General features: G+C 37.9%; 13 protein-coding genes. 8 read left to right on the top strand and 5 right to left on the bottom strand.

Going from position 1 to position 12,689, the window contains the following annotated elements:
- Nucleotides 1–6 precede the first annotated feature (6 nt).
- From BG00_RS05750 to BG00_RS05760, 3 genes are read right to left on the bottom strand one after another with little or no spacing between them, the layout of a single operon-like run.
- The gene (locus BG00_RS05750) at nucleotides 7–1,254 is read right to left on the bottom strand and encodes an ABC transporter permease (protein ID WP_036981140.1); all 1,248 of its coding nucleotides are present in this window, start codon (nucleotides 1,252–1,254) and stop codon (nucleotides 7–9) included.
- Nucleotides 1,251–1,937: an ABC transporter ATP-binding protein gene (locus tag BG00_RS05755; protein ID WP_036981142.1), complete on the bottom strand. Its 687-nt coding sequence runs from the start codon at nucleotides 1,935–1,937 to the stop codon at nucleotides 1,251–1,253. The genes BG00_RS05750 and BG00_RS05755 overlap by 4 nt, the downstream gene beginning before the upstream one ends.
- 6 nt (nucleotides 1,938–1,943) lie before the next feature.
- Nucleotides 1,944–2,975: a CDP-glycerol--glycerophosphate glycerophosphotransferase gene (locus tag BG00_RS05760; protein WP_036981144.1), complete on the bottom strand. Its 1,032-nt coding sequence runs from the start codon at nucleotides 2,973–2,975 to the stop codon at nucleotides 1,944–1,946.
- A gap of 217 nt (nucleotides 2,976–3,192) precedes the next feature.
- Here BG00_RS05760 and BG00_RS05765 point away from each other — a divergent pair, with 217 nt between their 5' ends.
- From BG00_RS05765 to BG00_RS05795, 7 genes are all read left to right on the top strand, one after another.
- Nucleotides 3,193–4,296 carry a phosphoribosylaminoimidazolesuccinocarboxamide synthase gene (locus tag BG00_RS05765; RefSeq protein ID WP_036981145.1) on the top strand — a complete coding sequence of 368 codons (1,104 nt, stop codon included), beginning with the start codon at nucleotides 3,193–3,195 and terminating at the stop codon, nucleotides 4,294–4,296.
- Nucleotides 4,297–4,433: 137 nt separating this feature from the next.
- Complete coding sequence (locus BG00_RS05770) at nucleotides 4,434–5,099, top strand: methylamine utilization protein (protein ID WP_036983364.1); 666 nt, start codon at nucleotides 4,434–4,436, stop codon at nucleotides 5,097–5,099.
- Nucleotides 5,089–7,404: a bifunctional diguanylate cyclase/phosphodiesterase gene (locus BG00_RS05775; RefSeq protein ID WP_036981146.1), complete on the top strand. Its 2,316-nt coding sequence runs from the start codon at nucleotides 5,089–5,091 to the stop codon at nucleotides 7,402–7,404. Before BG00_RS05770 ends, BG00_RS05775 begins: the two co-directional genes overlap by 11 nt.
- Nucleotides 7,394–8,224: a DUF3034 family protein gene (locus BG00_RS05780; protein ID WP_036981147.1), complete on the top strand. Its 831-nt coding sequence runs from the start codon at nucleotides 7,394–7,396 to the stop codon at nucleotides 8,222–8,224. The genes BG00_RS05775 and BG00_RS05780 overlap by 11 nt, the downstream gene beginning before the upstream one ends.
- Nucleotides 8,224–8,643: a group I truncated hemoglobin gene (locus BG00_RS05785; protein ID WP_036981149.1), complete on the top strand. Its 420-nt coding sequence runs from the start codon at nucleotides 8,224–8,226 to the stop codon at nucleotides 8,641–8,643. Before BG00_RS05780 ends, BG00_RS05785 begins: the two co-directional genes overlap by 1 nt.
- Before the next feature lie 86 nt (nucleotides 8,644–8,729).
- Nucleotides 8,730–9,794 (top strand): CDP-glycerol glycerophosphotransferase family protein, encoded by a 1,065-nt coding sequence (locus tag BG00_RS05790; RefSeq protein WP_036981151.1) that lies wholly within the window; start codon nucleotides 8,730–8,732, stop codon nucleotides 9,792–9,794.
- Entirely contained in the window at nucleotides 9,794–10,195 is a 402-nt protein-coding gene (locus BG00_RS05795; RefSeq protein ID WP_036981152.1) for an FAD synthase family protein, read from the top strand. Before BG00_RS05790 ends, BG00_RS05795 begins: the two co-directional genes overlap by 1 nt.
- A 112-nt stretch (nucleotides 10,196–10,307) precedes the next feature.
- On the opposite strand, the gene BG00_RS05800 is transcribed toward BG00_RS05795, so the two are convergent.
- Nucleotides 10,308–11,324 (bottom strand): CDP-glycerol--glycerophosphate glycerophosphotransferase, encoded by a 1,017-nt coding sequence (locus tag BG00_RS05800; RefSeq protein ID WP_036981153.1) that lies wholly within the window; start codon nucleotides 11,322–11,324, stop codon nucleotides 10,308–10,310.
- A gap of 174 nt (nucleotides 11,325–11,498) precedes the next feature.
- Between BG00_RS05800 and BG00_RS05805 the strand changes: the two genes are divergently transcribed.
- Complete coding sequence (locus tag BG00_RS05805; protein ID WP_036981154.1) at nucleotides 11,499–12,329, top strand: sulfurtransferase; 831 nt, start codon at nucleotides 11,499–11,501, stop codon at nucleotides 12,327–12,329.
- Between the two features lies 1 nt (nucleotide 12,330).
- Here the strand turns inward: BG00_RS05805 and BG00_RS05810 are convergent, their stop codons facing one another.
- Nucleotides 12,331–12,681: a DUF5522 domain-containing protein gene (locus BG00_RS05810; RefSeq protein WP_036983365.1), complete on the bottom strand. Its 351-nt coding sequence runs from the start codon at nucleotides 12,679–12,681 to the stop codon at nucleotides 12,331–12,333.
- Between the last annotated feature and the right edge of the window lie 8 nt (nucleotides 12,682–12,689).

Consider the following 12,689-nt stretch of genomic DNA (forward strand, 5'->3'; position numbering starts at 1 on the left):
TAAAGTTTATATTTTTATACTCATACCATCACTGAGAGAATAAAAGTAAGCGCGTGTAGCGGGGATCAAGCCAATAATAAATCCCGCAGCCATAATAACGCCAATCAAAGTGAGTTCATAGTCAGAGAGCATGCTGATATTAATACTCACTCCAGCTTGGCTCTGTAAGTAACCCGCGGTCCTACCCATAAGCGCATAAAATAGAGTGCAACCTACTAAGCAACCTAAAAAGGTGGTGAGTAGTGACTCCATACTGATCAGCGAAAATAATTGCCAAGGGCGGGCACCCACAGAACGCAGTATTGCCAGTTCTCTGCGGCGTTGATTAAGGTTAGCAAGTAATGTGGTTAACATACCGAGCAAGCTAATAATGACCACCACAAATGAAAATAACAGCAGTATTTTTTCTATTATTGCCAGCATTTCCCAAAGCTCTTTTAAAGTGACTGTGGGCATAATCGCTAATAGAGGCTCTTGTTTATATTGGTTAATGTTGCGCCTAATTTGTAGCGTATAAAGCGGTGAGTCGAAGCCCATTAAAAAGGCGGTAATTTGTTTTGGGTGCCCAATTAATGCATGGCTCGAGTGATCATGATGATCGTCATGATCATGATGGCCGCCACCATGGATCAGCTCAATTGCCGCCAGTGGCACATGCAAGGTTTTATCAACCGGGGTACCGGTAGGCTTTAAAATACCAACCACTTTAAAAGGGTTATCATCATGATGATGAAAGCTAGTATTGCCCATGCCATGAGAAATCACAATTTCATCACCAATTTTATAGGCCAGTTTATTTGCAACCTCACTACCTATAACAACTTCATTGATGCTAGAAAAAGCCTGTCCTTGTTCAAATGCTAAGGGCTGTTTTTTAGCAAATCGATAGTGCTTAAAATAATCGAGTGTGGTGCCTAAGACTGCTTGGCCTTTGTGGCTATCTCCAAGGCTGATAGGAATGCTCCACTTAACCCCGCGCTGTTTTGTTATGTATTGATAGCTTTGCCAACTCACCCCATTGTTGGTATGGCCAATTCTAAACACCGAGGAGAGGAGTAATTGAATATCGCCAGTACGTGCGCCAACAATTAAATCGGTACCCGAAATGGTATTACTAAAACTACTTTTAGCATCTACGCGAACGCGCTCAATACTGAGTAATAACATGACGCTAATCGCAATAGTGAGCAATGTGAGTAATACACTGGCACGTCTATTGAGCAAACTTTTATAGGCGAGTTTAAATAAAATCATACACCACCTTGTAAATTAACTAAGTCGATTGTGCGGCTAAAGAGTGGTTTTAATGTTTCATCGTGGCTAACAAAAACAAGGGTGCTGTTACTTTTTTTGGCTTGTTCAAATAGCAGCTTGATAAAGCTTTCACGATTTTGTGTATCAAGCGCCGAAGTGGGCTCATCGGCAATGATAAGTTCAGGGCTGCCTATAAATGCCCGCGCTGCAGCAACTCGCTGTTGTTGCCCAATACTTAAAGTGGCAACATTTTGATTATGAAAGTGCGGCTCTAACCCCAGTGCATTGAGTAATCGGGCTGCCTCACTTACTAAATTATCAGCTTGGCTGAGCACGTGTTGCTGACGTTTTTTTGAAAATTGGCACCCTAAACACACGTTTTCTAATGGGGTTAAATAAGGTAGTAAATTAAAGTTTTGGAAAATATAGCCAATATGATCAGCTCTAAATGCATCGCGCTGTGCGTTGGTGAGCGCACTTAGGTTTTGGTTTAAAACACAAAGTTGGCCGCTAGTGGTTACATTAATGCCTGCCAGTAACGCCAGTAAGGTAGATTTACCACTGCCGCTTGGACCATGTAAAAAAACATGTTCCCCGGCATTAATCGTAAGCTGCTTAATAGCGAGAGTCGGGGTGACTGCGCTTTTTTGCCATTTGAAAGAGACATTCTCAAGGTTGATCATAACGGCTTACCAACTCCAATAGTTAAGTCTTTTGCGCATTTTAAATTGTCTAAGAAGATTAAGCGGTTTAGCTTTGAGCTTTTCATCACTATGCAACAGTTCATTGGTTGCGCAAAGTACTCGTTGGCTTGACTTACCATCTGTGTATGGGTGTAACTCTTGGCAAAAAGCTTCAATATTATCTATAAGCTCTTTTGGGTAGGTTAGTGCATAGTCTATTGCAGCTTCAACGTTATTTTTATCAGTAATATCAAGTAAGTGTTTTTCAGGCGCTTTATTGCAAAACGTTACAACCGGTTTTCGTTGTACCAAAAACATCAGTAATATGGATGAAGTATCGCACAGCATTACATCAGCAGATTGTAATAAAGGAATAACATTGTCTGTTTCAACAAAGGTTAGATTGTCATTACTTAATGCTTTGTATTTATCAACCCAATCTTGCGGCATTTTCGGATGAAACTGAACTAATAGTCGCCATTTACCGCTTTCACTAAAGTGTTTTATTTGTTCATAAAGTTTAGGTGCAAGAGATAAACGTTTTGAAAATGTAGAGCAAATCAATACCGTTGGGCGAGAGCCTTTACCTAAATAAGGATTACTTGCATGGTCATTAAACAGAGGATCTAGTGTGGGCCAGCCAGTTTCTGAAACTTGGAAAAAGCCATGCTTTTTAGCAAGCTCTTGAAACCTTAAAGTCGTATTAGGTCCTTGTGTACAATATAAATCAAAACAACCCCTAATATTGAAATGGTCTTCTTTACCTTTTCTATTTAGTTTTCCAGAATTAAAACCATGAAATACAGCTATTTTTTTTCCTGGAATAAAGCTTGGAATAGTATTGCCTGGTATGAAAACAGCATCTGGTTCCCAATCTTTTATACTTTTGACTGAATCAAGGCTATGTTCAGTTGATTTTAAAAACTTAGGGTCTACTTCATCACCCTCTAAAAACCATTTAACTTCCCCTCCTTGAGCTAATATTTCTGCTTGCAAAGGTCTTAAAATAGCGTAGGAATAATTTTGAGAAATATACATTAAATATTTCTTATTCTTAGTGGCAGTTAAATAGTTCAAGCTAGCTCCTTAGGGCAAGTAATCATTCAAGTTTACCCCAATGCGCCAGCTAGATAAATATTCTAAGATGATTTGTTTTTAGCCTAAGATTGAGCTTTGTGGTTGCCTAGATTATTATAGAGCGCCTAACCCCAATTCCATACTTTGCTCTTTGAGCATGCCAAACCCCGGAGATAGCATGACTAGCTATAAAGTTTTAGACGTAAACGATGACTTACCCATTCGTACCAAAGGTAAAGTACACAGTGGCAAAGTGCGTTCAGTTTATTGGTTAACCGATGCAGATAGTAAACGCTTAATAAATGAAAAAGGCTATAACGTTCCTGCCGATACTGAATTAGCCATTATGGTTATTTCAGACAGAATTTCTGCTTTTGATTGCATATGGCAAGGTGAAAATGGCCTAAATGGCGTGCCGGGTAAAGGCATTGCATTAAACTCAGTGGCTGCTCATTGGTTTAACATGTTTAATGAAGCCGGTTTGGCGGGTAATCATATTGTTGATATTCCTCATCCATACGTATGGATTGTTCGTAAAGCCAGTACAGTTAAAGTTGAAGCGATTGCTCGTCAGTATATTACCGGCAGTATGTGGCGCGATTACGCCAAAGGCGAAAGACACTTTTGTGGTTTGCAACTTCCAGAAGGCTTAAAAGCGAATCAAAAGCTTGAGCAAGTACTTATAACTCCCTCTACCAAGGGTATTATAAAAGGGGTTGCTGATATTCCTGCCGTTGATGATGTAAATATCACGCGTGAAAATATTACAAACAACTTAGATGTCTTTAATTTTAAATCGGCTGACGATGTCACCAAATACGAAAAATTATTGGTAGAAGGGTTCGAGCTAATTAGTAATGAGTTAGCTAAGCTTGGCCAGATTTTCGTTGATACTAAATTTGAATTTGGTTACGTAGAAGATTTAAATGGTGCTCAGCAACTTATTTATATTGATGAAGTAGGGACACCCGATTCATCGCGTATTTGGGATGAAGCATCATATAAGAATGGCAAAATTGTTGAAAACTCAAAGGAAGGCTTCCGTCAGCTGTTAATTAATAATGTGCCAGAGAGTGATGTGTTATTAAATAAAGACCGTATGGCTGAGCGTGAGCAGTTAGCAAAAGATTATATTTTACCTGAGTCAGTAATGCTTGAAGTGTCTGACACTTATGTGGGTATTGCTAGCAAAATTATCGGTAAAGAGATCGTTATACCCAATGATCCACGCCAAGAAGTGATTGCAATTTTAGATGCTGATTACGGTTTAATCGTTAAATAACGTAGTAAGTAGACAGATATAGCAAAGCTCATTTTAACTAATGAAAAAGTATTTATTTTAAATAACTGAGCTATAATTCTTGCAATTAGTGCTCGTCTTTAATTAACTTAACCTATGGTGAATTTTTGGGTGTGGTTATGTTAGAGCGAGCATGGCAAGTTATTGCAAAACGTCGTTATATATTAGTACTGGGTGTAGTGTTTAATGTATCGGCTTTTGGTAATACCATTAATTTGGTTATTAAAGATCAGCATGACCAAGTATTGCCTAATGCTGTCGTAGAAATAAATCATTTACCTTCTTCAAAAACTCCGGGTAATTTACCTACAGCGGTAGTGGATCAAGTTGATAAACAGTTTTCTCCAGAGTTGCTTATTGTGCAGCAAGGTCAGTACGTTAACTTTCCAAATAGCGATAATATTCGCCACCATGTGTATTCTTTTTCAAAAGCTAAACCTTTTCAATTAAAGCTCTATTCTGGCCAGCCAGAAGAACCTATTAAGTTTGATAATCAAGGTGTTGTTGTTCTAGGCTGCAATATTCATGACTCCATGGTGGGCTATATATATGTTGCTAACAGTCGTCATGTGTATACCAGTAACGAGCAAGGCCAGATAAAGCTGCAAGTAGACACTTTTCCTGTGCAAGCCAGTGTTTGGCATTCACTGCAAACTGCTCCCTTGGATAATAAAAAACAGTTTAATATAGAATCAACCAGCCCGTTATCAATAACTATAAATACATCTACCCCTGCGCCACGTAATACCTTTGGTAGTCAATTTAGGAAAGGCAATGGCCAATAATTTACGCAGTCGTATTACAACGCTTTGCGTTGGCTTGGTATTACTCACTACCTTGGTTAGTTTACTGAGCTTTTGGTGGTCTACCAGTAAATTTCAGGCAGAAAAAGTGCAACAAAATATAACGGTTGCGCAAAGCGTTTATAAACAATATTTAAAATCAAAAGAGAGCTTGTTATTAACCGCTGCAAAGGTGTTAACCGCTGATTTTGGTTTTAAGCAAGCGGTTGCAACTCGTGATGCCGCCACTATTAGCAGTGTGTTATACAACCACAGTCAACGGATCAATGCCGATTTAATGCTGTTGCTCGATTTATCAGGGCGGTTAGTGTCTGCTAATGTGAATGCACAAAATTTTGCCGATAACCTACAACCCTTAATGGATGAATTATTAAATAATTCTGAGCAATCGAGCTTTGTCGTGTTAAATAAGCAGCTGTACCAAGTGATTTTATTGCCCGTTAAAACTCCCAGAACCATTGCTTACAGTTTGGTCGGCTTTAAAATCACGTCGGCTGTTGCTACTGAGCTGAAAAGTTTAACCGGAATGGAAGTTAGTTTTGTTGCGCAGTTAGATGATTTTGCAGCAAGCTCGTTGGTACCTCAACCTAAAAACTTTCAACCCATAGAATACTTTGAGACTAAAACTACAGCTCGTTTTTTTGCTGAGTACTTGGCCTATGAAAATCAACAAATAGCTTTACCCTCTTTGCAATCGCATCCGGTTACCTTACTACTTAGTGCTGATTTAACTTCAAGTTATCGAGATATTGAGCAGCTATTGCTGACGCTAGTTACATTGGCCGTATTCACCATGTTATTTGGTGTGATCACCAGTAGTTTGCTAGCCAATAACTTAACCACCGGACTTACACAGTTAGCGGTTATTGCAAGGCAATTTGCTAAAGGTGACTACCGTTTTAAATTTGAAGGTAAAAAACAAAGCAGCGAAATAGCAACGCTAGTCAGCGCCTTTAATAACATGGGTAATGATATTAATAAGCGTGAGCAGCAAATCAGTTTTCAAGCACATCACGATACTTTAACAGGGTTTTATAACCGTTCAGCTATGTTAGATTTATTAGCAAAGCAGCTCACTAAAGATAAACGCTACACGCTTGTTGCTATTGATATAAAAGGCTTAAGACACATAAACGACAAGCTTGGTCCGCAAGTAGGAGATGAGTGTTTAATTGCGGTGGCAAACCGTATTCGTCAATTTTCTGATGAGCTTGGTGGATTTGATGCACGAATTGGCGGCGATGAGTTTTTAACGGTTTACCCCAGTGTGGAGGCTGACCAAGTAAAATGTGCTGTAGCCGATTTGATTGAGCAATTACAGGCACCTTATCAGATTAAAAGCTTAAAAATAAGTTTGCGTTTTAACGCTGGGATTGTGCAGTACCCTGGACAAGGCGTTAAAGCGGACGATTTAATGCGGCGTGTACTCATTGCTGTTGATGCGGCTACAACAAGCCAACAAAGCTTATATTACTACCAAGATGGTGAAGATGAGGCGCACTTAGACCGTTTAATAATGCTTGATGAGCTCAAACAAGCGATTGATGATGATAACGGGCAACTGTTTATGACTTATCAGCCTAAGTTGAATATTAAAAGTCAGAAAATTGATAAGGTTGAGTCACTTATTCGTTGGCAACGTGATGATGGGAGCTGGGTTTCGCCTGAAGTGTTCATTGATTTAGCTGAGCAGTCAGGATTAGTTGTGGAACTAACTGCCTGGGTTGTCGATACAGTTATTGCGCAAATAGCCGATTGGGATAAAAAAGGGATTCACTTACAGGCAGCCATTAATGTGTCAGCCCAAGATATTGCGCATGCGGGGTTTCATAATTTGTTGGTCGCAACCTTAAAGAAATATCATGTAAACCCAAGCTCTGTCACTATTGAGTTGACGGAGCGCGATATGATCGAAAATGAAGCTCAAGGTATCAAAGCGTTAAAGAACTTAAAAACTATCGGTGTTAAAATATCATTAGACGATTACGGTGTCGGGCAAACATCATTGGGGCGATTAAAAATGTTACCTATTGATGAGCTTAAGTTAGATAAATGCTTTATTTTAACTCTGCACGAATCACAAAAAGATCAATACATAGTGCGCTCCTCAATCACATTGGGTCACCAATTGGGGTTTTCTGTTGTGGCTGAAGGGGTGGAAACCGCTGAGTCTTTATCAATGCTTCACGAAATGCAATGCGATCATGCGCAAGGTTACTATTTAAGTCGCCCTTTAAAAGCGCAGCAACTAGAACAATGGTTAGAGGAATATCAGCGTGCACATTAAGTTATTATTCGCCTTGGCACTCTCATTTTGTAGTACGTTAAGTATGGCTGCTACGGGGAAATTATTAGCAACACCTGGGGTGTCTCAAATTGAAGGCAGTGCAGGGGGCGGATTAGTTCCTTGGGCACAATTGGCAGGTTATGCCAGTGAAGACGAATGGGCTGTTAATGGCTTTTGTAGTCGTGCTGATGTAACAGATTACCGCCTAGATGCCTGTGGTGTGCAGCTTAACCTATTTAATCGTGTTGAACTGAGTTATGCCGTGCAGCAGTTTGACGTGCCTGCGCTCAATACAGAAATAGAGCAGTCAATTTCTGGTGCAAAAATTCGTTTGTATGGTGATGTAGTTTACAGTAAATGGCCACAACTAAGCATGGGGGTGCAGCATAAGTCACTGGATGATGGCACAGTTGCAAATTTGGTTGGTGCAAAAAAAACCAGTGGTACAGATGTGTACCTAGCAGCCAGTAAATTACATTTGGGCGCACTTGCTGGGTACAACTGGTTTTGGAATGTGACCACCCGCTACAGTAAAGCCAATCAGTTAGGGCTTTTAGGATATGGCGGGGCCAATGAAGGTAGCCATATTTTACTAGAAGCAAGTAGTGCGGTGTTTGTAAGTCGTGAACTTGCCATTGGTGTTGAATATCGACAAAAAGCCAATAACTTGGGGTTAGGCGAACAAGATTGGCGTGATTTATTTATAGCTTGGATGCCTAATAAACATGTCAGTGTAACGGCGGCCTATTTAGACTTAGGCCGGATTGCTGGTGTTGATAACCAAACCGGCTGGTATTTATCGGTTACGGGGTATTGGTAATGAAACTGAGTGTATTTACTTTTTGTTGTTTAAGCTTACTTTCAGGGTGTACAACACAACCTAACACTTCTTTGTATCAGCAGCTTGGCGAGCGAGCTGGGCTTGAAAAGTTAACTGACAGTTTTATTACACAAATAGGCAATGATAAACAAGTGTTTCATTACTTTGAACACAGTAATATTAGCCATTTTCGACAAGGATTTATTAGCCACTTATGTTCGCTGGTTCAGGGCCCTTGTGAATATAAAGGTGACTCTATGGTTGCTATTCATACAGGTATGAACATTAACGAAAAAGACTTTAACCACGTTGTCGATTTATTAATAAACGCAATGAATGAGCAAAATATTCCACATACAGTTCAGAATAAAGTACTTAATGAGTTAGCGCCTTTGAGAATTAATGTAATTAAAATGTAAATTTTAAGGTTCTTTTTTGTTTGAGTTCAATAGTTGTATCCACTTATGTACAATAAGCAGCATTATTATTTAATTGTGTATTTTTGATGCTTATATGTTTTGATGTTCAACATGTCTACTATTTACCTCAGTATTTACCTGTAATTGAAGAGCTATCAATAAAAGGTCATCAATGTTCATTGATATTTTATAAGTCACAAGATGCCCAGTTTATTACAATTTGTAAAAATTTTATTGCTGAGAATGCTATAAACTCAATGTGGTTAGATAATAAAGAGCAAGCGCTAACATTTTACAATAGTTTGGCTTGCGATTGGGTTGTGTTTGGCAATGCATTTTTAGATGTTGAAATGTTAAACAAAAAAAGTATATTGATGCAACATGGTATAGGCCCAAAAAGTTGCTACTATGATGTATCAAATACAACAACTACCGTTCGTTTTGTCGAAGGTGAACATCGATTGAAACGTTTAGAAACGTTATATCCAGATGGTAACTTTGTTGATACAGGCTACGCAAAGTTAGATCCCATAATAAATAAAACGATCAAAAAAATTGACATCAGTACCTTAGGGTTAGATAAAAATAAACCTACATTGTTGTATGCACCAACATTCTATCCTAGCTCTATTGAATGTATGAGTAATGATTTTCCTAATCATTTCACAGATTACAATATAATTATAAAACCACACTTTTTTAGTCTTGCTAAATCACGCTATAGAAAACAAAAGCGAAAAATAATGCATTGGCAAAAATATGATAATGTTTATGTAGCCAGTGAGAGTGAGTTTAACTTGATACCTTTTTTAGCTATAGCGGATATAATGTTATCAGATGCATCATCGGCAATTTTTGAGTTTGCAGCATTAGACAAGCCAGTAGTTTGGTGTGACTTTTATAAACTAAGATGGAGCTATAGAGGTTTATTTTCTTATCGTTTCAAGGCGCGTCTAGATGATGATATTAACTATTTTCATCAGATTTGCCACCAAGCAAAACAATACAATCAATTAGCCTCCGCAATAAAATCATGTTCAACCGAGACGAACGAATTTAAAAACCATCGTAAGAAGCTTATTGAGCAACTTGCAGGCAAGGTTGATGGTTTATGTGCTAAGCGAATAGTAAATTATTTAGAGAGTTATTAATGAAGCGAGTTATAACATTTGGTACCTTTGACATTTTCCATGTAGGCCATATCAATATTTTAGAGCGAGCAAAAGAGCTGGGCGACTATTTAATTGTAGGAATCTCATCTGATGAGCTCAACTTACAGAAAAAGGGTCGAGCACCTATTTACAGTGAAGCTGAGCGGATAAAAATCATTAGTTCTTTACGTTGTGTCGATGAGGTGTTTATAGAACATTCTCTAGAGCTCAAAGGAGAATATATAAAACAGTATCAGGCTGACCTATTGGTGATGGGGGATGATTGGTTAGGTAAATTTGATGAATATAAAAGATTATGTGATGTTCAATATTTAGCACGTACACCTTCTATATCAACCACTGAAATTATCGAAGTTGTTCGTAACCCCATCAAACAGTAATATTTAAAAATAATGCCATATTTCATATGGCATTATTTTAATAAGAATCACCTCAACGGCTCAAAGGTTAATACAAGTATTTTTGGCGCTATTTTTAGCTTCTCACACTTTTTTACTTAAACTTCATATAATTTAATGATTTACGTATTTTATACTTACGTAATAAATTAAGTGGTTTTGTCTTTACACCTTCTTTAATTACATCCTCAGTTGCCGATAAGATACGCAGAGAACTGTTACCATCTTTGAAAGGGTGCACCTGTTCAATGTAGTCTTTTATTTTTTGTTGATGATTGGGGTTTTTATATAATGCTTTTTCAAGCGTTTCAGATAGAAGCTCAGGAGCTGTAATATTTAATAATGCAGCTTGTGGCTGCTGGTTATTATATGTAATTACTGTTTTACCTAAAATTAATGATTCATCTACTGCGCTTGATGTATCTGATATCACGATATCAGCTTCTTGTATTAATGGAATTAAATTGTCTTTATTTGCTATCTCGAAATTTTCATATTTAGTAAGCTGTTGATACATTTGTTGCAATACTTTGTCTGTTTTTGGATGAAACTTTAATTTTATAATGTATTTATTGCTTTCAATGAGCGCTTTTATTTGAGAATAAAGTGCATGCAAAGAGGTTAATTTAGGTGAAAAGGTAGGGGCATATAAAATAACTGGCGTTTTATTTTGAGGTTGCTGGTAATTAAAATAAGGATCGAGCTTTGGCCAGCCTGTTTCCACAACCTTAAAGTGTTTGTGCTGTTTGGCTAATTTATTAAATGGAATCGTCGTTAATGGGCCATGTGTACAATAAAGATCAAAAAAACCACGGATACTAAAGTGGCCCTTCTTTTTGTATTCTAAGCCATGAAAAACTTGTACTTTTATGCCAGGAAAAAAGTCAGGAACAATATTACCAGGTACAAAGACGGCTCTTGGATTAAATGCTTTTACCTCTTCAACACTTAATAACTGCAATTCATCTTTCAAAAGGTTCTGCTTTGCAATGTCCTCTTGTCTGATATACCAGTAAACTATATCTCCTCTTGCTCTTATTACCTCCTGTAATGGCCGTAAAATAGCAAAACTATAGGGCTGTTCAACATAGAACAAATAATGTTTGGGCATGAATAATCACTTATTATTTAATGAATTTTGGCTAAATGAACCTATTACAATTATGAGAATAATAAAACCTAAACAATTTATTATAAATTTAAGATATTTTTTATACGAAGAATTTTATTATGCAATAAGTTAAAAATTAAAATACGAGTATAAACTTTATTGGAGCGAGAAAAAATGAAAAACATGGTGAGCGCACAATGGTTACATGCGCGTTTAGAGCAAACTAACTTAGTTATTTTTGATGCAGGTATGCTACGCCCCTCAGCTACAGGGGAATATTCGCCCGTTGCTATGCTACCTAAAGCACAACGGTTTGATATCAAAAAAGAACTCGCAGATACTTCAAACCCATTACCCAATACCTTGTGTAGTGCAGAGCAATTTACTCAGGTGATGCAAAAAGCGGGCGTGAATCACGACTCATTGGTGGTGATTTATGAAGATGCGGGGTTATTCAGTGCAGCTAGAGCCTGGTGGATGTTTAAAGCCATGGGATTTAATAACGTAAAAGTGCTCAGTGGTGGTTTAGCCAAGTGGCTTGAACTAGAGCTTCCGGTTGAGTCAAGCTATACACAAGCATCACTAAAAGGTGACTTTATTGCTCAATACCAGCCTGGTTACTTTATTGATAAAAAACAGGTGCTAAGTGCTACTAAGGATACCAATACGGTCATTTTAGATGCGCGTGCTTATGAGCGTTTTACCGGTAAAAATAAAGAGCCAAGAGCGGGTATGCGCAGCGGCCATATTATTAATAGCTATTCGCTACCTTTAACTAGCTTATTAGAAAATGGCGAGGCAAAATCACTCGACTTTATACAGGCACAGTTTAATAAATTAGTCGGGAATGCAAAACAGCTGCAATTTAGCTGTGGTTCAGGTGTTACTGCCTGTGCGCTTGCATTGTTCGCTGATGAATGCGGATATAATAATTTAAGTGTTTACGACGGCTCGTGGAGTGAGTGGGGCGCTGATAGCTCACTGCCTATTGCTGTGGGTGACTAATTTAATTATAGGGACAATTTTTACACCCGTTTTTGCAGCAAGTACCCCGTTTTAAAAAATACCACTTACTAAACACCATGTAATTATTCTGCATGGTGTAATCTAACCCTTCAATTAAATTATCATGGCTTCTAAATTGTTTAGCAAAAGCGATTTGAGCTTTTATTGGCTGAGTATATATGGTTTCTATATAGTAATTAATTTTAGCAAGAGTACATGATCGGCATAAGCAGCTGGTTGCTGTATCATCGAGTGGTAAAATAGCAGGTAACTGATAACACCAACATGCGGTTATATCATTAACATTACAGTTAAGTGTTGTATTACATTGGTTGCAGTTTATCTGGGTCATTTTAGGTC

It is taken from the genome of Pseudoalteromonas sp. SCSIO_11900 (assembly GCF_000576475.1).
GTDB classification, from domain to species: Bacteria; Pseudomonadota; Gammaproteobacteria; order Enterobacterales; family Alteromonadaceae; genus Pseudoalteromonas; species Pseudoalteromonas tetraodonis.

Excerpts from the sequence above, each read along its gene's own strand:
- BG00_RS05765 (WP_036981145.1), top strand. The coding sequence starts at position 3,193 with ATGACTAGCTATAAAGTTTTAGACGTAAACGATGACTTACCCATTCGT.
- BG00_RS05785 (WP_036981149.1), top strand. The coding sequence starts at position 8,224 with ATGAAACTGAGTGTATTTACTTTTTGTTGTTTAAGCTTACTTTCAGGG.
- BG00_RS05795 (WP_036981152.1), top strand. The coding sequence starts at position 9,794 with ATGAAGCGAGTTATAACATTTGGTACCTTTGACATTTTCCATGTAGGC.
- BG00_RS05805 (WP_036981154.1), top strand. The coding sequence starts at position 11,499 with ATGAAAAACATGGTGAGCGCACAATGGTTACATGCGCGTTTAGAGCAA.
- BG00_RS05750 (WP_036981140.1), bottom strand. The coding sequence starts at position 1,254 with ATGATTTTATTTAAACTCGCCTATAAAAGTTTGCTCAATAGACGTGCC.
- BG00_RS05755 (WP_036981142.1), bottom strand. The coding sequence starts at position 1,937 with ATGATCAACCTTGAGAATGTCTCTTTCAAATGGCAAAAAAGCGCAGTC.
- BG00_RS05775 (WP_036981146.1), top strand. The coding sequence starts at position 5,089 with ATGGCCAATAATTTACGCAGTCGTATTACAACGCTTTGCGTTGGCTTG.
- BG00_RS05800 (WP_036981153.1), bottom strand. The coding sequence starts at position 11,324 with ATGCCCAAACATTATTTGTTCTATGTTGAACAGCCCTATAGTTTTGCT.
- BG00_RS05760 (WP_036981144.1), bottom strand. The coding sequence starts at position 2,975 with ATGTATATTTCTCAAAATTATTCCTACGCTATTTTAAGACCTTTGCAA.
- BG00_RS05790 (WP_036981151.1), top strand. The coding sequence starts at position 8,730 with ATGCTTATATGTTTTGATGTTCAACATGTCTACTATTTACCTCAGTAT.
- BG00_RS05810 (WP_036983365.1), bottom strand. The coding sequence starts at position 12,681 with ATGACCCAGATAAACTGCAACCAATGTAATACAACACTTAACTGTAAT.
- BG00_RS05770 (WP_036983364.1), top strand. The coding sequence starts at position 4,434 with ATGTTAGAGCGAGCATGGCAAGTTATTGCAAAACGTCGTTATATATTA.